At 44.6% G+C, this 21,523-nt stretch carries 20 protein-coding genes; 5 read left to right on the top strand and 15 right to left on the bottom strand.

From position 1 onward, the window contains the following. Positions 1–16: 16 nt before the first annotated feature. The 8 genes from hcp to R8N47_RS06065 all read right to left on the bottom strand — a co-directional run bounded on the left by hcp (position 17) and on the right by R8N47_RS06065 (position 9,166). On the bottom strand, positions 17–1,678 hold the full coding sequence (gene hcp / locus R8N47_RS06100) for a hydroxylamine reductase (protein WP_064353815.1): 1,662 nt from the start codon (positions 1,676–1,678) through the stop codon (positions 17–19). A gap of 174 nt (positions 1,679–1,852) precedes the next feature. Further along, positions 1,853–3,382, bottom strand: a complete 1,530-nt coding sequence (norR, locus tag R8N47_RS06095) for a nitric oxide reductase transcriptional regulator NorR (protein ID WP_064353816.1) — start codon at positions 3,380–3,382, stop codon at positions 1,853–1,855. A gap of 202 nt (positions 3,383–3,584) precedes the next feature. Then, positions 3,585–4,064, bottom strand: coding sequence for a glycine zipper 2TM domain-containing protein (locus R8N47_RS06090; RefSeq protein ID WP_005386695.1), 480 nt, complete (start codon positions 4,062–4,064; stop codon positions 3,585–3,587). A gap of 123 nt (positions 4,065–4,187) precedes the next feature. After that, a complete protein-coding gene (locus R8N47_RS06085) occupies positions 4,188–4,799 on the bottom strand; it encodes a CDP-alcohol phosphatidyltransferase family protein (RefSeq protein ID WP_033905112.1) in 612 nt (203 codons plus the stop codon). Then, complete coding sequence (locus R8N47_RS06080; protein ID WP_064353817.1) at positions 4,792–5,439, bottom strand: ATP-binding cassette domain-containing protein; 648 nt, start codon at positions 5,437–5,439, stop codon at positions 4,792–4,794. Before R8N47_RS06080 ends, R8N47_RS06085 begins: the two co-directional genes overlap by 8 nt. Next, positions 5,405–7,114: an ABC transporter permease gene (locus R8N47_RS06075; RefSeq protein WP_064353818.1), complete on the bottom strand. Its 1,710-nt coding sequence runs from the start codon at positions 7,112–7,114 to the stop codon at positions 5,405–5,407. Before R8N47_RS06075 ends, R8N47_RS06080 begins: the two co-directional genes overlap by 35 nt. A gap of 9 nt (positions 7,115–7,123) precedes the next feature. Beyond that, complete coding sequence (locus tag R8N47_RS06070) at positions 7,124–8,284, bottom strand: ABC transporter substrate-binding protein (protein ID WP_064353819.1); 1,161 nt, start codon at positions 8,282–8,284, stop codon at positions 7,124–7,126. Between the two features lie 435 nt (positions 8,285–8,719). Next, positions 8,720–9,166, bottom strand: coding sequence for an META domain-containing protein (locus tag R8N47_RS06065; RefSeq protein ID WP_005378077.1), 447 nt, complete (start codon positions 9,164–9,166; stop codon positions 8,720–8,722). Between the two features lie 184 nt (positions 9,167–9,350). Here R8N47_RS06065 and R8N47_RS06060 point away from each other — a divergent pair, with 184 nt between their 5' ends. Next, positions 9,351–9,599, top strand: coding sequence for a DUF1289 domain-containing protein (locus R8N47_RS06060; RefSeq protein ID WP_005378062.1), 249 nt, complete (start codon positions 9,351–9,353; stop codon positions 9,597–9,599). A gap of 135 nt (positions 9,600–9,734) precedes the next feature. Here the strand turns inward: R8N47_RS06060 and R8N47_RS06055 are convergent, their stop codons facing one another. Together R8N47_RS06055 and ushA are read right to left on the bottom strand one after the other, a co-directional pair. Beyond that, the gene (locus tag R8N47_RS06055) at positions 9,735–9,956 is read right to left on the bottom strand and encodes a hypothetical protein (protein WP_005386686.1); all 222 of its coding nucleotides are present in this window, start codon (positions 9,954–9,956) and stop codon (positions 9,735–9,737) included. Between the two features lie 415 nt (positions 9,957–10,371). Next, positions 10,372–12,060, bottom strand: coding sequence for a bifunctional UDP-sugar hydrolase/5'-nucleotidase UshA (gene ushA / locus R8N47_RS06050; RefSeq protein ID WP_017634888.1), 1,689 nt, complete (start codon positions 12,058–12,060; stop codon positions 10,372–10,374). A 751-nt stretch (positions 12,061–12,811) separates the two neighbouring features. Here ushA and R8N47_RS06045 point away from each other — a divergent pair. Beyond that, entirely contained in the window at positions 12,812–13,327 is a 516-nt protein-coding gene (locus tag R8N47_RS06045; RefSeq protein ID WP_064353820.1) for a GNAT family N-acetyltransferase, read from the top strand. Positions 13,328–13,474: 147 nt separating this feature from the next. On the opposite strand, the gene rplY is transcribed toward R8N47_RS06045, so the two are convergent. The 5 genes from rplY to R8N47_RS06020 form a co-directional block, all read right to left on the bottom strand. After that, positions 13,475–13,753 (bottom strand): 50S ribosomal protein L25, encoded by a 279-nt coding sequence (gene rplY / locus R8N47_RS06040; protein WP_005378066.1) that lies wholly within the window; start codon positions 13,751–13,753, stop codon positions 13,475–13,477. 283 nt (positions 13,754–14,036) lie between these two features. Next, complete coding sequence (locus R8N47_RS06035; RefSeq protein ID WP_005378071.1) at positions 14,037–15,386, bottom strand: ATP-binding protein; 1,350 nt, start codon at positions 15,384–15,386, stop codon at positions 14,037–14,039. Beyond that, positions 15,376–16,035, bottom strand: coding sequence for a response regulator transcription factor (locus R8N47_RS06030; protein ID WP_005378073.1), 660 nt, complete (start codon positions 16,033–16,035; stop codon positions 15,376–15,378). Before R8N47_RS06030 ends, R8N47_RS06035 begins: the two co-directional genes overlap by 11 nt. Before the next feature lie 76 nt (positions 16,036–16,111). After that, complete coding sequence (locus R8N47_RS06025) at positions 16,112–16,477, bottom strand: PepSY domain-containing protein (RefSeq protein ID WP_372008595.1); 366 nt, start codon at positions 16,475–16,477, stop codon at positions 16,112–16,114. A 155-nt stretch (positions 16,478–16,632) separates the two neighbouring features. Continuing rightward, the gene (locus tag R8N47_RS06020) at positions 16,633–18,384 is read right to left on the bottom strand and encodes a DEAD/DEAH box helicase (RefSeq protein ID WP_064353821.1); all 1,752 of its coding nucleotides are present in this window, start codon (positions 18,382–18,384) and stop codon (positions 16,633–16,635) included. Between the two features lie 121 nt (positions 18,385–18,505). On the opposite strand from R8N47_RS06020, the gene rsuA reads away from it, so the two are divergent. The 3 genes from rsuA to R8N47_RS06005 all read left to right on the top strand — a co-directional run bounded on the left by rsuA (position 18,506) and on the right by R8N47_RS06005 (position 21,509). After that, complete coding sequence (rsuA, locus tag R8N47_RS06015) at positions 18,506–19,207, top strand: 16S rRNA pseudouridine(516) synthase RsuA (RefSeq protein WP_005388670.1); 702 nt, start codon at positions 18,506–18,508, stop codon at positions 19,205–19,207. A gap of 437 nt (positions 19,208–19,644) precedes the next feature. Then, positions 19,645–20,847 (top strand): Bcr/CflA family multidrug efflux MFS transporter, encoded by a 1,203-nt coding sequence (locus tag R8N47_RS06010; protein ID WP_017820848.1) that lies wholly within the window; start codon positions 19,645–19,647, stop codon positions 20,845–20,847. Then, positions 20,847–21,509 carry a DUF2913 family protein gene (locus tag R8N47_RS06005; RefSeq protein WP_005378053.1) on the top strand — a complete coding sequence of 221 codons (663 nt, stop codon included), beginning with the start codon at positions 20,847–20,849 and terminating at the stop codon, positions 21,507–21,509. Before R8N47_RS06010 ends, R8N47_RS06005 begins: the two co-directional genes overlap by 1 nt. Positions 21,510–21,523 lie beyond the last annotated feature (14 nt).

Below are 21,523 nucleotides of genomic sequence, written 5' to 3'. Positions count from 1 at the left end.
GTAACAAGCAGGTTTATTAGGCTGCTAGGATGGCTTTTAGATCATCCTGAACATTGCCAATACTGCGCATATCGAACTTCTCTTGGATGATGGCGATTAGGTTTGGCGTTAGGAATGCTGGTGCAGTAGGGCCTGTGTAAATGCCTTTCACGCCCAATGCAAATAGCGTTAGCAAGATAACGATCGCTTTTTGCTCGAACCAAGAAAGCACAAGCGTGAGTGGCAGTTCATTGATGTCACAGTCAAACTCTTTCGCCAGTGCAAGTGCAAGCTGGATTGCAGAGTAAGCATCGTTACATTGGCCCACATCCAATAGGCGAGGGATGCCGTTGATATCTCCGAACGTATTCTTGTTGAAGCGGAACTTACCACACGCCAAGGTCAGGATTAGCGTGTTTTCTGGCGCTTCAGCCGTAAAATCGGTGTAGTAGCTGCGTTCCGCTTTATCACCATCACAACCGCCGACTAGGAAGAAGTGTTTGATGTTGCCTTGCTTCACTTGGTCGATAACCGCAGGGGCGGCGTTCATCAGTGCATTGCGACCAAAACCAACCGTGATGTGGTGTTCGATTTCATCGTGTTGGAAACCGTCTTGCGCTAGAGCACATTCAATCACTTGGCTAAAATCATCGCCTTCGATGTGAGCCACACCAGGCCAGCCAACAATACTACGAGTGAATAAACGGTCTGCGTATTGACCCACATTTGGATTCAACAAGCAGTTTGACGTCATTACGATTGCACCAGGGAAGTTGGCGAATTCTTTCTGCTGGTTTTGCCATGCGCTGCCGTAGTTACCGACAAGGTGAGAGTATTTCTTCAGCTCAGGGTAGCCGTGTGCAGGCAGCATTTCACCATTGGTGTAAACGTTAATGCCTTTGCCTTCGGTCTGTTGCAGGATTTTTTCTAGGTCATGCAAATCATGGCCAGAAACAAGAATACATTTACCTTTTACTGGCTTGACGTTCACCGTGGTTGGTTCTGGATGGCCGAAGGTCATTGTTTCACCTTGGTCGAGCATTTCCATCACTTTGTAGTTCATCAGGCCGATGCGCATTGAGCAATCAAGTAGTTCGCCGAGATCTTCAGGGTCTGTGCCCAACCACGCCATGATTTCATGGTATTCGGCATAGATATCGTTGTTGGTTTGCTCAAGAACACGTGCGTGCTCCATGTACGCGGCTGCACCTTTAAGGCCGTATAGGCAAAGTAGACGCAGGCCAATCACATCTTCATGTACTTGGTCTTTACCACGGTTAACGGCAACTTGAGGAGCAAAAGCTAAGATCGCTTCTGCGCTATTTGGTAGCTCAAAGTGAGCAACAACAGGGATGTCTGCAACTTCGGTATCAGCAAGCGTTGCTGCCGATATCACTTGCTCTTTTAGCAATGCTTTGTACGTTGCTGCTTGAGAAGTTAGCTCTAGGACACGTTCAGGGTCAAAGTTTACGTTCGTCAATGTAGAGAAAAATGCTTTTGGTGCCCATTGGTTGATTTCATCGTTAATGATGTTGAATTCAAGTGCTTTTGATGCCCAAAAAGAAACCCCTTGCAGTGTGTAAACCAACACGTCTTGCAGGTCAGATACTTCAGAAGTTTTACCACACATACCTTGTGCAAAAGAACAACCTTTAACAGCAGGGGTTTGAATTGTCTGTTCACATTGAATACAGAACATATTGGGTTCTCCAGTGATTGTTTTAATAGTCGTGATGTTGACCGCTAGAGAGCAGAATGTGTGCCAATTTTTATTTTGTTGATTTATATAGGATTTTATTGTTTTTAGGTGAATGATTGATGTAATTAAGACAACGGGGGTGATGTCTTAATTACATCGGCTTCTTGTGGTTGGTTATTTATTGATCCCGAGCTTTTTACCCATCCGATATAAGTTCCCGCGATCCATTTGCAAAAACTCCGCTGCTTTTGCCCAAACGCCACCAGTTTGGCTTAAAGCATGTTCAATTAAATCACGTTGATAGCTTTCTATCAGTTCTCGCATTGGTTGGCTTTCTTTGGGTAAATAATGCGATGTGTTTTTTACATCACCGAGAGCCAATGAGGTGTCAAAATGGTTAAGCATGATCGTGCTTGCACCTTGTTGAATGGCGTGTAAAGCCGCGCGAGTTAAAGTGTGTTCGAGCTCGCGTACGTTTCCGTACCAAGGTAAAGACTCCAGTTGAGTCAACACTTTAGGGTGAACGTGAAGATTGGACGCATTAAATTGTTGGCGTACCTTTTCTAACAGATATCCGGCTAAAACGGGAATATCACCGTCACGGGCACGAAGTGGGGGGACTTGGATTGGGAATACGTTTAAACGGTGGAAAAGGTCTGCTCGAAACGTGCCAGCTTCGACCTCTTTTTCTAATTGTCGATTGGTCGCGGCGATGATGCGCACATTGACCATCAAATGCTGATCGCTACCCACACGTTGCAGCTCGCCTTGCTGAATTACGCGCAGCAATTTTGCTTGCAAAATCATAGGCAGTTCGCCCACTTCATCAAGGAAAATCGTTCCACCGTCTGCCAGTTCAAACTTACCGGCACGGTGGCTATTAGCACCTGTAAATGCGCCTTTGACATGGCCAAACAGTTCACTCTCAGCCAGACCTTCAGGCAGGGCCGCACAGTTGACGTAAATCATCGGCTTATCGCTACGATGAGATTGCGCGTGTACCGAGTGCGCGACCAGTTCTTTACCAGTACCGGTCTCTCCTGTGATAAGTACTGCGTAATCTGATTGAGCAACAGTCGCAATGTTGTTTCGTAACTGGTTGACCTGTGGACTCAAACCCACCATTTCGCCATGTTGAGAACGGGCTTGCTGGATAAGGGTTTGAGTGACGCTTTTTTGCTTCTGGTTTTGCGCTTTGAGCGCTTTTAACTGAGCAATGTTACGCAATGTCGCAGCGGTCAAAGCCGCAAAGGTTTCGATAGCGACAGGATCGATGCCATCAAACGCGCCCACCGTTAGGGCATCCATCGTTAGTGCGCCAACAAGTTGGCCTTCGACATACAAGCTAAAGCCCATGCAATCGTGAACATCAATGCATTGGTCTTCAGTTAATAGTGTGCCGTCGAAAGGATCCGGCAGTGAACAATCGGCATCGAAACGCACCGGTTCACGGCTATGAATAATGGCATCTAAGCGAGGGTGCGCCTTGGGGAAATAGCGACGACCTAAGACCGAGCTGGATAAGCCTTTTACCGCGACAGGAGTTAGAAACCTATCCTCATCGAAGATAAACAGGCAGCTCGCATCACATGGGAATACTTGCGCGACCCCATCAATGAGATTTTGATATTGCTGCTCGTGAGAGCGATTTGAGCTGAGGTTTAGCGCGATATTAAGGAGTACGTGGTCAACAGTCGGAGTCATAACAAACCCAAAGTTATCTGGAATGGGCTCATGCTAGCAACTTGATGTCATTTGAACATCGAAAGGTGTGGGAGATTGATGTTCCATTGACGACGATCAAGTTTGATACGAAAAGAAACGCGCAAGTTAACAAGCCAGTGATGTAAGCTTGCGCGGGTTAGGTGTTTGAATTAAAGCAGGCCAAAGGTTTGGTTCGTCCGAATTAACGAGGAACGACTCTAGCGTCATTACCAGAAACATTGATTTGGACCGCTTGGCCTGGTTGGAAAATCATGTTTGGATTTGCTTCTTGAACAATAGAGATAATCTTTCCGTCCTCTAAACGAATGGTCAGATTCACGCCATTTCTTTTCGCGGTTGCTTCAGCCGCTTTGCTGCCTGCATAGCCACCCAATAGACCACCACCAATGGCAGCGATATCCGAGCCAGAACCGCCCCCAACTTTTGAGCCTAAGATCCCGCCCACGGCAGCACCAGCGATGGTGCCAATGGCATTGGATTGGGTAGAGGCATCAATGGTTACGGGTTCTACTTTTTCTACTGTGCCGTAGTAAACCTGCTGAACTTTGCGAGTGTCGGATGAGCCGTATGCATCTCCGTACGGGTTAGGTGAGCTACAGCCGCCAAGCACGAGCGCACAAGTAATGGTGAGCAACATGCCTAAATTAATCTGTTTTTTCATATAGCCTCCGAATGGTTTCTTCATTCAAAGAGTATATACCCCAATTTAACCTGCGTTTTGGTGCTTTATAAAACAGTGGCTTAGCGGCTTGTCCCTTAAGGAAACGCGATTGTCTAAGCAGTATTAATGATCGTTAAGCGTATGAAACCCTGAATAAATACGTGTAAAAGTAGTAAACCAGCATGCCGCGCCAAAGATATACGCGATGACGGCAAAGTGTTGCGGTAGCAAACAAAATAAAACCAAGCAGCCAATGGTTTCTGTACCTTCGGTTAAGCCGCTCATGTAGTAAAGCGATTTGTTTTTATATACCGGATTATCGATGCCTTGTTTTCCTGCCATGATGGCAAAAGCCAAAAAGCTACTACCAGTGCCGATGAAGGAAAAAATCAAAAATGCGCCTGCAACGGCATTGTGCTCTGGGTTGGCAAGCACAAAGCCAAAAGGAATCAACGAATAGAACAAAAAATCTAAGCTGATATCAAGAAAGCCACCCGCATCGGTAATGCCTTGAATCCTTGCCAGTGCACCGTCTAACCCATCACAGATTCTGTTCAGCAAAATAAACAGCAACGCCAACAAGTACTGTTCGGCGATCAAAGCAGGCAGGGCAAAACAGCCAAGTACAAAACCAAACACTGTCGTCTGATTTGCAGTGATACCACATTTATCGAGATATGTCGCACTGAGTGCCAGCGGTTTGCGGATGAGCTTTATACTCAGGCTATCAAGCATGATTTGTCTCCCACGGCCAGTTTAGGCAGCGGCTGCCATCAGGAATATCGTCTTCATCGTGCGTTACCATCAAAGTAGGGATGTTCGCTTGCTGCAATTGTTCGACCACCCAATTGCGAAATTGCACGCGCAGGTCTTTATCCAGCTTGCTATAGGGCTCATCAAGTAGCGCAACTTTCGGCTTTGCTAGCAGCATACGAGTCAATGAGATACGGGCACGTTGCCCTCCCGAAATTTGGTCAGGAAAGGACTCTGCTAGTTTGGTCAATGAAATGTTCTTCAGTGCTTGCATAGCGTGAGCTTTACGCTCTTCACCTTTGATTGAGTTTGGTAGCGCGAAGGCAAGGTTCTCCCACACCGTTAAATGAGGGAAGAGCAAATCGTCTTGGAATAGAATACCGACCTGACGCTTATGGGCAGGGAGGGCATCCAACTTTTCGTTATCAAGCGTAATGGATCCAGAGTAGTTGAACTCGGCGGATAGGTGCCCGGCAATGGCATCCAACAAAGTGGATTTACCACAACCACTTGGTCCCATCAGAGTAACAATTTCACCTTTCTCTACAGTCATGTTGAACGCTGAAAAAAGCGTGTCGCCATTGGCTTTACGGATGGCGAGGTTTTCGAGACAAAGACTCATTCAGTAGTAAACCTTTTATAGACAAGCGGCGATACTTCATGTGTAAGCGGCTTAGTAGTATCGCAAAAGAGAAGAACAAGAACGGCAAGAGTGCTTGCCAAATGGCGTAAATCGCGGTGACACGTCGGTCAAAACCACTGGATAGCGCAACGGCTTCGGTTGTGATGGTGCTAATGCGCCCAGCCCCTAGCACCAATGTTGGTAGGTATTGCGCCAGGCTGACACTAATACCGACAGCCCACGCGAATGCAATTGCAGGCAGGAGGATTGGCAGTTTCACTTTTAACCAAGCTTGCATCGGTGATTTACCCAAGCTGAGTGCGGCGCGAGTTAAGCCGTTATCGAAGCTGCGCCACGGACCGTCTAGCGAGAGGTAAATAAATGGGAACGCAAAGAATATATGCGCCCAACATACCCAAAAGAAATACGCATTACTGTTTAAGTACAGCGTCACTATTTGCATACCGAATAGCACGGATAGCTGAGGAATCAGCATTGGGATGGCGATGATGTAACCGGGCACCTGCCAGCGATAACGGAGACGATACTCATGTGCTATTAAAGCAAGAACTAGCGCGACAGTCGCGCTGATTAGGGCGATTGACATACTTTGTTCTAGAGTCCCTAGAATACTGTGCCATTCGTATTCCCAAAAACGCAGGCTGTAACGGCTTGGGAGCAAATCTGGAAAGCGCCAACGTTGGGCAAAGCTCCACAGCACCATGAGTGGAATCATTAGAAGTGCAAGTAGCGCGACCAGTGAAAATAGGGTTTTACCGGGTAAACGAAACCCGTTTCGACCAGAGTACTGCCAGCGTTTGAAGCCTTTGGTAATACACCATTCCATTAAGCGTGCAAATCCAATCAAAAGGCTTGCGATCGCAAACAGTATTACTGCGCCAGCGGCCGCTCTTGGTAGGAGCGATAAATCTGGATCGTTAAACCATTGCCATACCAAAACCGCAAACGTCGGCGGGTTGGTGGGGCCAATAATCAGGGCGACATCGACAACGGACAAACTGTAAGCCAATACCGCCAGCATTGGAAAGCGCAGTTTTGCTATCCACTGTGGGAACACGCATTTCCACCACGCTTGCGCCGAACTGTAGCCCATCGAATGACTGACTTTTTCAATCTTATCGACTTTCAATTGCTGAAGAATTGGAATACTCATCAACAATAAAAACGGCACTTCTTTAATCGCAAGCATGATGATCAAACCGAGTGCGTGCGGATCTTTAATCAGCAATGCTAAGTCATTCACCGTTTGTGCATTCGAGTCGTAACCAAACAGTTGGTTGAGAACCCTAACGCCCATACCAGTTGGGGCAAACAAGAACGCAAAGCCAATCGCAAACGCTACGTGCGGCATGGCAAGAAGTGGCGAGAGGCTTACTTCAATTTTTCGCCAAAACTTACTGCCCCAAGAGGCTTGCAAAATCGCAAATGTGATCAAGCAAGCCAAGTAGCTACTGAAAATGGCAGAGTAGAAAGTAAGCCCGATGGATGTCCAAACACCCTCCCAATCAAAAACAGCGTTAAAGCCATCTAAAGAAAAGTGGTGCAAGCCGATAGGAGGCACATAACCGAGCGCAGAGACCACCACTCCAAGTAGTCCCGGAATGGTAGGCAAAATACAAACTGCGATAATGACTAAATACAGCGCTCTTAACATGGATTCTTACTAATTCCCGTAGCGTTTCAACCATTCTTTTTCTAACGCCGCTTGCCAACTTGGATGTGGCTCAGCGATAGATTTGAATTGTTGAGTGTTTTTGGCCGAACCAGTTAGGTATTGGTTGCTTAGTACCGAAGGGTCGCCCCAGATGTTTAGGTTACCTTTGCGAGACTGTGCTTCAGGGCTCAATAAAAAGTTTATCGCAACTTGTGCACCAGCACTGGCATTTGCGTTCCAAGGAATCGCTAAAAAGTGGATATTTGAGAGTGCTCCTGCGTCCATTGCGTACGCTTTGGTGCTCTCTGCAAGATTACCGCTCGACTGCGCAGAGAAAACCGCGTTCGGGTTAAAGGTAATCGCCAGGTCAGTCTGACCATCATCTAGTAGCTGAAGGGTTTCTGCTGTACCACCTGGAAACTGCTTACCACCGCGCCAAGCGACTTTATGGAACTCATCTAGATAAGACCACAGCGGTTGAGTGACTTGCTCAAACGTGTTATCGGTAACTGGTTGTTGCAGCTCAGGGGCGTTGTTAGACAGTTCAATGAGTAATGCTTTGATAAAGCTTGTGCCATGAAACTCTGGTGGTCGAGGGTAAGTCAGGCGATTCGGGAACGCTTTTGCATAGCTCAGCATTTCTGCGAATGATTTTGGAGGGTTATGGAGGGTTTGCTCGTCATGGATAAACACTAATTGTCCTACTCCCCAAGGTGCTTCTAGACCTTCTGTTGGCTCGGAGAAGTCCACATCAATTGGTAGAGATTTATCCACATATTGCCAGCTTGGCAAACCTTCGACAAAAGGACCAAATAGCAATTGGTTATCCTTCATTGATTTGAAGTTTTCGCCATTGATCCAAACCATATCAACACTGCCACCGCTGTTTTTGCCTGCCGCTTTTTCTGCGATAAGTCGAGTAGTGGTCTCAGAAATATCAGTTACTTTAACGTGGTTTAGCGTCACGTTATAACGTGATTTTAGCTCTCTACTCGCCCACTGTATGTAGCGATTAATTTCTTGGCTTCCGCCCCAAGCATGAAAGTAGACGGATTGCCCGTCGGCTTGATGTTCGATTTTTTGCCATTCGCTATTCACTGATGAATCGGCAAAAGAAGGTGTCGCAAAAGTCGTGGCTAAAATGCCAATGCTGCTGAGTAGCTTTTTCATATCTATTCCGTGTTATGTCTTTTGGTTCTTGCTTTCGTTTCTATTGACGTTTTCGCAAGTCGTTCCGCTCTGTTACAAGGATAGTAATTCATCTCTCTCTATTATCAATGCCAATCCCAAACGGAATCACTCATTGATTCAAAGAATTACTCTCAATGTGAAGCAAAACGAAGAAAGGACAAATTTGGTGTCATTCTAGGAGCGGACCGTTTGTTTGAGGATATTCTTTCAAGTAATTGAAAATTATTGTCCCCAGAGATATGAATAGGTTGTTTTACAGAGCAAAATTGATGTTTAAAGCATGGAATTGAGGGCAAAAGAGAAAGAAAGTTTGTCACTTAAATGACTTTGGCATGCACGACCAATGACTCGTGGACATAAAAAAAGCAGCCGTCTGGCTGCTTTCAAAATACTATTTGGTTTACTTAGTTGGGATTAGTTTACCCAGTCACGTAGTGTAAACGTCAATTCGTGATCGGCACTTTTCAGAACAAGACCATCTTTAGTTAGCGTGATATCGCTCCAGTTAGATAGTGTTTGTGTCATTGCGTTTTCGATCTTCATTTGATCTTCCATACACATCTTCATGGTCATGCCCATTTTTTCGATGCGTAGTTGGTTGTTTTTCAGCTCGGCTTGACCGAAGAAGTTGTTGCAACCTGCGTTGCCGTTTGCGGTTAGATTTTCACCAATTTCTAGGCGAGCCGCTTTTTGGTGTTCGTCTAGAACGATATTTTTGCCATCAACTTGAACAAGTTCCCAGTTGTGGTGCTGCAAATCTTGAGCCGTTATTTCTTTCACATCATCACCGTTGCTAGCACAAGCAGTCATAAGAACAGGGAGAGAGATTGCTGTAACTAACGTTTTTAGGCTAAGCTTCATTTTATAGACTCCGTTTTTATAAACGCGGTAAGTATAAGTAATAAAACACTGTTTTTGTCAGCATAAGGTTATGGTTTCGTATGTTTTTGACATAACGAAGTATATAGCAAGTTTTGTTGCTGACTAATCTTCTCATTATTTAAACTAGGCCAATACGCCCTAATATGGAAAGAGCGGTTTTAGTATGGAGCAACTGGAGTTTTTTACTGTCCCAAGCCCTTGTGTTGGAGTATGTACCTCCGATGAAAAAGGGTATTGCAAGGGGTGTATGAGAAAGAGAGAGGAAAGGTTTAATTGGCTTAACTTAACCCCCGCTCAGCAGTTGCACGTTATTAAGTTGTGTCGTCAAAGGTACAGAAGAAAGATGTTGGCAGGGAAGACGAAGCCAGAACAGCTTCAAGATGAGTCATCGCCTCAACAAGACTTATTCTAGAACTCTTGTTCAGTCTGTGGGGTTACGCCTTCGCTTTCGGTTCTGATTAGGCTTTTACATATTCCCGGTCCGGCAAGGTGTCCTTTAAGAACCGGGAATCTCCTATCCATTTTCCCTATAAAGCGGTAATTGGCGTTATTTCATCGACCAACGGTCGCTAACCCAGCCTCCCGCTTGTTCGTCGAAGTGATTTCCTGAAAATCGATGATTGAATTCAACATCTAATTTACTTGTTGGGCGTTCATCCATGAGTTGATGAATGTATCTCGCCATAGGATCCGTACAAGCTTCACGCTCTCTACGGGTAACTACTTCTTTGATCATTTGGAGTCTGTAGCTATTGCTGGCTCGTTTCATTTTTGACCTCCAGAACTCGATGGCAGCAGTTTGAACACATTGACGTCCAGATCGCTGCTCATTAGTGTGCGCGTGGAGGCACATCACCATCGTTTGAAGTCCAAAGACAAATTGTTTGAGAGCAGTGTTTGTAACGCCATTCACATCTTTCTCAGAATCATTGACTATGCGATTAAAAATGTTTCGCGAAATTTAGCCGATGAACCTGCATATTTAAAAGACCTTATCAAACATAGAAGCCCAACACAGGGGCGTCAATAACACAAATGAACAATTTTTGAACATATTGTGAAGGTGGAGAGTTTTCAGTAATTTATCGAAAATAAAAAACCGAAGCACAAAGCTTCGGTTTTGAGGAAAGCCCTGACGAAATTGCTTGTAAAAGCTCTTAGTGCCAGGGGTAAGGTGTTGAGTATTAGCTACCAGATGCAGGACAGCCTTTTACTGGTTGGCCATTACTGAAGTACTTGATGTTCTCTAAGTTCTTGTTGTAGTTATCCGCAGAGATTTGTGGGTTGTTTACGAAGAACTCGCGCAAAACGTATGCATCGGTTAGCTGTGTAGATTGAACATCGATGATTGGATAGTTATCGCCACCAGCAGCACTGAAGCTGATTACAGAGAATGTGTACGTTGCGTCTAGATCGAAGCCTTTATTGTTAATATCGGTAATGGTTACTGAGCCAGCATCACAATTTACATCTAAAGTGATGTTATCTAGTTGAGCGTAAGCACCAGAGCCTGCAGATTTCGTCGCAACCACATCTAAGTATTCTTTAACTTCTTTACCTGTCATAGTTGCTTTAGTCACGAAGTTACCAAATGGCTGAACCGTTAGTACGTCACGGTAAGTGATATCACCATCTTGGATTGAATCACGCACGCCGCCAGAGTTCATCACACCAAAGTCAGCATTTACCGTTTTGTAAGTACGGTATGCCTCGCCGAGTAGGTGACCTAGGTTAGTTTGTTGAGAGCGAACTACGTTACGATCACCTTCTAACTTACCCGTCGTATTAGAAATCTTCTCATCTAATAACTCTTGACCTTGTTGTTGGTATGGCAGTAGTAACGCTTTTACCGTTGCATCTTGTTGAATTCGTTCACCGATAACTTCATCGTTTTCGTCTAGAAGGTTTACAGGAATCAGTGCGTAATTCGCTAAGTGAAGCTTGCCGTCGTAGTATTCGAAGTCTGCACGACCCACATATTTACCCCACTCATGCGCTTGCATAATCCAAGTGCCTTTTTGTTGGTCTGGGGCACAATCATCCCCAGGTTTGAAATCAGCATACTCATTGGTACCTGGTTCCATACATACAGGGTTTTGTGAGTGACCACCGATGATAGCGTTTAGCTGTCCTTCTTCAAGAGAGCGAGCGAGTTTAACGTCACCTGGTGCTTCACTACCGTTTTTGCCATCTTCGTAGTGACCCATGTGCGTCGTTGCAAACACTAGGTCTACCTTTTCGTTCTCTTCGATTTCTTTCAGTACCTTTTTGATTTCTACTTGAGGGTCTTCGAAGTGGATGTTTGATACGTTGTCTGGATTGACTAGCTTCGCAGTGTCTTGCGTTGTTAGACCAATAACAGCGATCTTAAGGCCGTTGATAGTAAATACTTTGTAAGGGTCGAAGTAACGCTCGTTTGTATCTTTTTTATAGATATTCGCAGCCAGCATAGGGAAGTCAGCTAGCTCGGCTTGCATATCGAGAATATCTAGTGAGTTATCAAATTCGTGGTTACCGACAGCCATTGCATCGTAACCAAGTAGGTTCATCCCTACGAAGTCTGGAACCGCATCTTGCATGTCTGATTCTGGTACGCCGGTATTAATATCACCGCCAGATAGCAGAATGGTTTCACCGCCTTTTGCTTCGACTTCTGCGCGGATAGATTCGATTAAAGTGTGACGCGCAGCCATGCCGTATTCGCCGTCGCTGTTATGCCAAAAGCGACCATGGTTATCGTTAGTGTGGAGAACGGTGAACTTAGTACAAGAATCTGCAGTCTCGCAGGTTACTGGAGAATTGTCGCTGTCTGAGCCGCATCCTGCTAGCGCAGCGCCTACTGCCACTACCAAAAGAGATTTGGAAAACTTCATAAGGGATCCTTTCTTTGTGATTTTGTTATTGTTACGGCGTGAAATATACGGAATTAATGTGAAACTTTAGTGATCTATCTCTTATTTATACTTCTATCGGAGAAATGAATTAATAAGCCTGCAAACTACGTCTATAAATAAACAGAATTGGTATTTAGTATTTATTTTGTATCGCTAGCTCTATTTTTTGTGAGGTAGTTAATTGAATGTGTGTTGTTTGTGTGAATCAATGCGCATTTTTGCGAAGTATTACGCTGATTTTGGTGATTATTTTGCCAAGTTTATGTTTTTCCTAATAGGTATGACACAAATCGTTATAAATTTTCGCTCTAATGATGAGGGGTTCGGTTTGTATGCATAATGAACAGCACAGAGCTTAAACTCATTTGATCATGGCTTTATTCTGCCAAACTCTATCAAAAATTGTATTTATCTCTTTACTATAATTGCGATCGTTTAGAAACCTTATGCTTTAGGCATCGTTTATTTATCCTCATCCGATACCTTATCGTGCTTATTCCGCATTTGACACTCGAGTGTTTAAACAAATAGATTCAACCTAATGAGTCAAAATGAAAAGTAAATAATGGATCGTTCTTCTTCGAATATTATGATGTGAACTATCATTTAATTAATGAAAATGAAATAGATTAATGTAAAGCGTTGCGACTGTAGCCGTTATCTTTGAGCTTTGGTTTAAAGGGTAGGGTTAAAAGAATTTGTAAGTGGTGAACGCTAATAAAGGATGCTTATGAGATACACAGTAAGGGACGCACTCAAAAAGGAAGCAGCCCAAATCGCCAAGATACACGTTGATTCTTGGCAGGTGGCGTATAAAGGATTAATGCCAAAGAGCTACATAGAGCAGTTTACGATTGAGCGTCGAGAAAGGATGTGGGCGCGAGTGATGACGGAGCAACTGGCCCAATTGATCGTAGTTGAGAGGCAAGGAGAAATTGTTGGCTTTTTAAGTTACGAGTTACCTAACCACACCAGCGAAGATAAAACGGCATTAGTGACATGTTGCTACGTTACGCCGCTACATTATGGGCAAGGAGCAGGAAGTGCACTGTTAGATGAGTTAGAGACACGTTTGCTCTCTACGTCAGTTATGCAGATCAGTTTGAAAGCACTGGATACTAATCAACAGGGGCTTAACTTTTACAAGAAGTGTGGTTTTGTGCGTACTGGAGAGGAAGAGTCGGAAGTGATTGATAGTATGACGCTGACCGATCTCACTTTAGTGAAGTATATTGCCCGTTCATAAATCAAATGCTATATGCCAAATATAGTAAAACCCCGGAGGTGGTAAGACTCCGGGGTTTTGAAATTTTGTAGATGTCTCGGTTGGTAAGTCCGATTATCTTTTATGCAAAAGGTTTGGATTTAATCCGATTAATTCCTTGGTAGGGAATTAGATACGGATGAAGTCCATGTGTTCAACTTTTGGCTTGAACGCGTGACGTTGAACGTCTTGTGGCTTAACTTTAACTTCTTTGCCATCGATAACTAGAACGATGCCTTCGTAGAATTCAGGCTTGTCCATTTGGTTTACGATGTCGTCGTGGTTAAGAACGATAGCTACTGCTGCTTCTTCACCGCCGTATACAACTGCAGGGAATTTGCCAGCGTGACGTAGGCGGCGGCTCGCACCTTTACCTAGTTCAGTACGTACTACTGCTTCGAATTTCATAGTATTTACTCTCAAATTAGTAAAAATCAAATGTTCACAATCAACAATGCGACCTTGTTGTTCGTGGTAAAGCTTGAAACAGGAACTGTTCAAGCGAGCGCGGATACTATCATTCCACTTATAAATGGGCAACCCAAATCGTATCCAAATCAACAAAAAGGTATGATTTAGCGGGGTGGAAGGCTATCCCTTTTAACGCTTTGCTTGGATTTTGTTCACATCGACTTCATTTTCATCGGTTTACTGATCAAGGTCCGAAGAACAAAGTTTACTGTTATATGCTTTATGTTCGGCTGAGATGTAAGACTAAAGATGCTTTTAATCCACCTAAAGCGCTTGTATCCAATGTTAATTGACCTCGGTAACTGTGTGCCATTTCACTGACTATGTTTAGACCAAGGCCTGAGCCAGGGGTTGTTTCATCCAATCTAACTCCTCTCTTGATTACTTGACTCAGTTTCTCTTTAGGGATGCCTGGCCCATCATCTTCAATAATGATGTGTATATTTTCCTTATCCTGAGAGGAGTGCACACGAATCATGCTGTTGGCCCACTTATAGCCATTTTCTAGCAAGTTACCTAGCATTTCATCGAGATCGGTCTGCTCTACTGCTACATTCAGCTCTGAATCAAGTTCATTAATTAAGGTAATGCTTCGGCTCGCATACACTTTATCAAACGCCATTGAGATAGCATCCACACGATCTGCAGGGTTCGACTTCACTGATAATATGTTCATCGATCCGGCCATACGGGCACGACCCAAATGGTAATCGATATGGTCTTGTATTTGATTGATTGGAGCTCGGAGACGGGATTGTGCCTCAGGTTCTAACGTCTGAACTTCATTTTTTAGAACAGAAAGTGGCGTTTTAAGTGCATGAGATAGGTTACCTGCATGATTGCGAGCTCTCTCTAGTAATTCTTGGTAATGGAACAGCAGAGCATTGAGGTCGAAGATTAGAGGAGAAATCTCTTTTGGGTAGGTTTCTTCTAGACTCTTTTTATTACCAGACTTCAGCTCGGCTAATTCTTTTTGTAGCTTTGTAAGCGGACTCAATGACCAAGCAATTTGCAGTAAAATGACCGTAAGCACGCCCGCGAATAATAAACCCAAAATAAGCCAAAGTTGGCCGATTAACGTCTGAAGGGTATTTTTAATGGGCTCTTCGTCAATACCAATAATAATGTGAATAGGACCATCGTAATCAGGAAGATACAGTGCTTTTTCTAGCGTAATTAGTTTTTCGCCTCTTGCTCCATACGCATCTTTATCCAAACCTTTGTATTCGATTTTTTTGTCCCACAACGAACGAGAACGTTCGAGGCTTGCCTCTGTAGAGGCACTCCAATACAAACCACTGTAAGGTCGGTTAAATCGAGGGTCTGATAGCTGAGCTGCGAGTGAAAGGTGCCCGGTGTTATCGACTTCTAACTGTGCTGCGACTTCATCCATAAAAATGCTGAGCTGTGAGCGAGTGTCATCAACCATATAGTTGTAGACCTGCGTCGGTATCGTCACACCAGCGGCGAGGATCATTGCCGTTAACCAAACGATCGCCGCTAAAACGAGGCGACTTTTGATACTCAGTCGTTTTATTGCGTTCAACGGTAGCCTGTTTCTATTCGGCATTTAATTGGTATCCCAACCCTCGGACAGTTTTGATGATCTTTGGTGCGATTTTTTTGCGAATTCGGCCGATAAAAACTTCGATTGTGTTGGAGTCACGATCAAAGTCTTGTTTGTAAATGTGCTCGACGAGTTCGGTTCGAGAAATCACTTTTTCCGGGTTATGCATAAAGTAAGCGACCACTTTATACTCTAGCGCCGTCAAGCTTACCGCTTGCCCTTGCCACATGACTTTAGAAGTGCGTGTATCCAAGCTCAAGTCGCCAATTTGCATCACAGGAGAGGCATTACCAGAGGCTCTTCGAAGCTGTGCACGAATACGAGCGATAAGCTCAACCATTTCAAATGGTTTAGTTAGGTAATCGTCTGCACCTGCGTTTAAGCCTTCAACTCGCTGCGTTAGGGTGTCGCGAGCGCTTAAAATCACGACAGGAGTATTAATGTTTTCATCTCGGATGCCTTTTAGGACGGTAAGACCATCCAGTTTTGGCAAGCCGAGGTCAAGAACAATGGCGTCCCATTCTTCCGAAGTCGCGCGATACAGAGCGTCTATGCCATCTTGGGACAGTTCTGGTACCCAGCCGGTACTTTCTAATGTTTCGATGATTTGCTCGCCTAAACGAGGATCATCTTCAACAACAAGTATTTTCATATTGATGATTCTTATTATGTTTGGGTTTTTATCGAAGTAAGCTACGCATCGCGTCTGGATTACGCATTAGACAAGTTTAGTTGTTTTGCGGCTTTAACGCTTTGTTAAAGCTGCGACCTTTGATCTCAAGCATTTCCAGCGTGGCGGCGTCGTACTCAACTTTCAGGACGCTATTGTTGTACAGAATTTTCAATTCATACACCCAAGCATCATCATCTTCTTCAAGCTCGACCTTGATGATGCGGCCGTATAGGTCGTTTTCTACTGCGGCGTAAAGTTCCGAAAATGGTCGTATATATCCTTGTTGAACCGCGCGATAGACCTCATCTTGATCTTCATCGAATTCGATGCGTGTTCCTGGCTTTTCGACATCTTGCACGATGGCGTGGCCATTTTGTGATGTGTACTCGTTGCCATGCTTGGCAAAACTTGGTGCACACATGAATGTCGTGATAAGGCCGAAAAGTAACGCAGAATGTAGAGAAGTCGTTGCTTTATACATAGTCAAACCTTTTCTGGAGCGTTAGCCGCAGTATATCGGATATAGATGAACAGAGAGTGAATCAGCTAATTAAGTTTTGCCATGTGTTGTCGATGTTATTTCAACTCATCTTCAAAAATCTTATCCCGCAGCTTCCAAAAGCGACCAGATTTTCTAGCAATAACAAACTGAGGCAAACGGAAACGATGTTGATTAGCTACAACGCGTGTCGGTGAAGCCTCTTCAAAAGGACGATGCTTGTCTGCTAAGTGGGGGCGTACGAACTGATCTTTAAACGTTTGTTTTTGTTTTTTGGTACTCAATGACCAAAACTCATGAACTAACGCATTGCCTTCGCCTTGGTATGGTTCACCAGAATACGTCACCTTTAGTTGAGATTTACCATCACTGGACTTAAATACAGATAGGTCCATTTCTGTGCATTCAAAGATTAATGCATCTTTGAGATTAAGGGCTTCTTTTAGCTTTTTATCTGGGTCAACGAGCGTCGCGTCACACTCATGACAAATTCGTGCAGCGATATCGTTGTCCGCACCACATTCACCGCAGTATTTGGCACGAAAACGGTAGCCACAGTGTTCACGTTCGCCTGTGTCTTCATCTTCAAAGTAACCTTGGCAACGTCTGCCAAAATGTTCAACCAAGAAACCGTTGCTATCCAACTTACCCCAGAAATTGTTATTGAATCCGCAAGCCGGGCAAGGAATCGTGATAATTTCACTGTCAGAGTCTGGTTTGGGATCACCGACTTCAGGTTGGTATAAATCGTAGCTGTTGCCTGCGTAATCAAGCACTAAACATTCTGATTTTCCGTCTGATAAGCGTAATCCTCGTCCTACTATCTGTTGGTACAGACTGACTGACTCTGTTGGTCGCAAAATCGCGATTAAATCGACATGCGGCGCATCAAAACCGGTTGTCAGTACCGAAACATTGACCAAGTATTTTATTTGGCGATTCTTGAACGCTTGGATGATCGCATCGCGCTCCAGCGTAGGTGTATCACCAATGACGATTTCAGTTTCGCCTTCTGGCAATAAACTGTGGATCTCCTGTGCGTGTCGAACAGTTGCAGCGAAGATCATGACCCCTTGGCGCTCTTTCGCATATTGCATGATTTGCTCAACAATTTGTGGAGTCGCACGTTTGGCTTTATCGATCACCATGTCCATTTCTGCTTCTTTGTAGCGTCCGGTGTTAGCGGGCTTCAGCTGAGAGAAGTCGTAAGACAAAACGGGCGCATCCATCATGCGGGCTGGAGTGAGGAAGTTTTCGTCGAGCAAGTAACGGATCGGCAGTTCGAAAATACAATCGCGGAAGAATCGAGGCTCTTCGGTTCGCACTTGACCTCGGGTGTGATACTGATAAATCCAGCCCATTCCTAAACGATAGGGCGTTGCAGTTAGTCCCAGCACCTTAATGCCAGGGTTCAGTTCTCGTAAGTGAGTAATAACTTTTTGGTAGCTGCTGTTTTTGTCATCTGGCACACGATGGCACTCATCAATAACGAGCAGAGAAAACTGGTTTTTGAACGAATCTAAGTTACGTACGACCGATTGAACCGAAGCAAACACGACTTGCTGGTCAGTTTCTTTTCGTCCCAATCCTGCTGAGAAGATAGAACCTTTTAAACCATAACCTTCATACTTCGCGTGGTTTTGCTCGACCAGTTCTTTTACGTGGGCGAGGACTAACACTCGTCCTTTCGCAAGGCGAGCAAGTTCTGCGATCACCAAGCTTTTCCCGGCACCGGTTGGCAGCACGATCACTGCTGGTGTCGAGTGTTTACGAAAGTAATGAATAACGGCTTTAACCGAGTCGGCTTGATAAGGACGAAGTGTGTACATGAAAATATGTGAAATTGCTCAACTATTCGAACGAGGAACGCTATAATACCTGACTTTTATACCCAAGTGACCTTTAAACCAAGATTTAGAGGTCACTTGGGTATAATTCAATGAGGTATTCATGCGTTTAGATAAATATTTGTGTGACGCTCTGGGTGCAACACGCAAACAGGCAACAAAGATCATCAAAAGTGGAGACATCACCGTTGACGGCGAGGTTCAAAAAAGTGGTGCATTTAAAGTACCTAAAGGTGCGGAAGTGATGTGGGAAGACCGTGTTATTGGTGCTCCTGGTCCTCGTTACATTATGTTGTATAAGCCTGCTGACTTTGTTTGTTCACATGAAGATGGCTACAACCAAACTGCATTCGCATTGCTTGATGAGCCTAAAATTGAAAACCTTCACTTTGCGGGCCGATTAGATGTCGACACAACTGGTTTAGTGTTGATTACGGATGATGGTAAGTGGTCTCACCGTATTACCTCACCTAAGCATAAGTGTGAGAAAACGTACCGTGTTTGGCTCGTCGATGCTATTCAGCCTGATTATGCGGAAAAGCTCGAACAAGGCATCATTTTGCGCAATGAATCAGAAGCAACATTGCCTGCTCGTTTGGAAATCGTGAACGAGGCCGAGAATGAAGTATTGTTAACTATCGTGGAAGGTAAGTATCACCAAGTGAAACGTATGTTCGCGGCGTTAGGAAATAAAGTTGAGTACTTACATCGTGAGCGTATTGGTTCTATCGAACTTGATGAGGCACTAGAACCAGGTGATTATCGCTACCTCACGCAAGAAGAAATTGATTCTATTTGGAATTAATTGTCGGCATGGGAAATTCTTTAGTTCCTAATAGGAACTAGTCTTTTGGTAGGAATTGGCTCAAAATAAATTTTCCTACCAAAATTAGTGCCTAGACAATTCCGGTGTGTTTACTCATCTCAGTGATACGCCTTTGCATTTAGCTGAGGCATGCATACTCTTATTGCAAAGCCTTCGGCTACGGTGAATGGAATGATGGTGTCAACGCCATCATTTTTACTGCATTGTGTTTGTTTCCCATAAACACATTTCGCTTTCACATGCTTTTCTATGTCGAGTTCGTCAAGGTCACACCTTGGTACATATTTGCCCTTATGATTCTCGAACGTTGGATAGAACAGGTTTTTGGCTTCTACATTCAGCGATATAAGAACTGTCCGTTATTTTCACTTTGTTCTGCAAGTATTGACGGTAGGGCTCCAACAAGAGGTAAAAGAATGACAGAAAAAGCTCAAAGTGCTCCGCAATCCCAAATCAGTTTTCTATTGTTTCTGGTACTAGGAGCGATTGGTGCTTTGACGCCTTTGGCGATCGATATGTATTTGCCTGCGATGCCGACAATTGCGAAAGATTTGGGGGTCGCGCCTGGCGCGGTTCAGATTACGTTGACGGCTTATACCGCGGGTTTTGCGATCGGCCAGTTAATTCACGGGCCGCTCGCCGATAGCTTTGGTCGCAGACCTGTGTTGATTTTAGGCGTACTTTTCTTCGGCTTGGCTGCCGTTGTGAGTGCGACAACAAATGGCATTGATGCGCTGACCTATGTACGTACGGCACAAGGTTTTGCTGGCGCGGCAGCGGCGGTCATTATCCAAGCCGTCGTGCGTGACATGTTTGACCGTGAAGACTTTGCACGCGCAATGTCCTTCGTTACTCTGGTCATTACTATTGCGCCGTTGGTGGCACCGATGATCGGTGGCCATCTCGCGATTTGGTTTGGTTGGCGTTCCATTTTTTGGGTACTAGCTATTTTCGCTGTAGTTGTGATTTTTCTCGTACTTTGGAAAATCCCTGAAACGTTACAGCCTGAAAATCGTCAGCCTCTTCGTTTCCGCACGACGCTGAGAAACTACGCCAGATTATGCTCCAATCCTGAAGCGATCGGTTTGATGCTCTCAGGTGCGTTTTCATTTTCCGGAATGTTTGCATTTTTGACGGCGGGTTCGTTTGTTTATATTGATTTATATGGTGTTCGACCAGACCACTTTGGTTACCTATTTGGTTTGAACATTGTGGCGATGATCATCATGACCAGTATTAATGGTCGCTTGGTGAAGAAAGTTGGTTCCCATGCCATGCTTCGTTTTGGGTTGTTCGTGCAACTTTTGGCGGGGATTGGTTTATTCGTAAGTTGGTTAATGGACTTCGGATTATGGGGCATTGTACCTTTTGTTGTGCTGTTTATCGGTACATTGTCGACGATAGGTAGTAACGCGATGGCGCTGCTTTTAAGTGGTTACCCATCAATGGCGGGTACGGCGTCGTCTCTAGCGGGGACATTAAGATTCGGTATCGGTTCATTGGTTGGTGCGCTGGTGGCATCACTGCCCGGGAATGTTGCTTGGCCGATGATCATCGTAATGTTTGCTTGTTCTGTGCTTTCAGCACTGTTTTATTGGACTTTAGGAAGAAAGGCGTAATGTCGAATTACACCAAAGAAATTCAAAACTTGGTTAACTCAGCACTTGAAGAGTTAGATCAAGAGCATCGCTCAGGTAAGTTAGCCAATGCCCCTGTTGCGAATAACCATTATTTAGTGCGTTGGGTAACAAAGGCGCTAAAATCACAACGTTTCGGACGTACGGTAGGCGATGACTTAACGCGTTGGCAAAAAGCAGGTCGCTCAAAGGGGAACGATGCTGGTTTGTTGTTTATCTTCAAGCGTATTTCTGCTTTTTATGCGCAATTCTTCCCTGAAGGTGAAGACTCCAAAGTGTTCAAAGATTCAGATATTGAGTCTTTTCTTGATTTGATGGAGCAAGCAGGCTGGGAAGTCTCGACGTCTGAGCAACTGATTGGGTGCGGCAAAGTACAAATCTTCACTGAAGGTCAAAACTCTTTAGCGTTATGTGCAGACCAATGCGAAAGCTGTTTTGATGGCGAGTTGCTCGTAAAGCCAATGAGTTGGTTTGTACGTGGCAATCATGCTGAGTTTGTTGAGAAAGCAGCGCAAGCGGGCTTTATGGTACATAAGGTAACAGACTACAAATCGATGGTGAAATACCATGGCGAGTACCTTATTTTTCCCGCAAACGAAGGCAACCAGTTAGCCGAAATTCCACTCTCGTTCAAAGCTGACTAAAGTGACATTTTGAG

This window comes from Vibrio sp. 2132-1, assembly GCF_033344315.1.
Note: the sequence above shows the minus strand (reverse complement) of the source record. Positions and strands in the feature narration are given on the sequence as shown.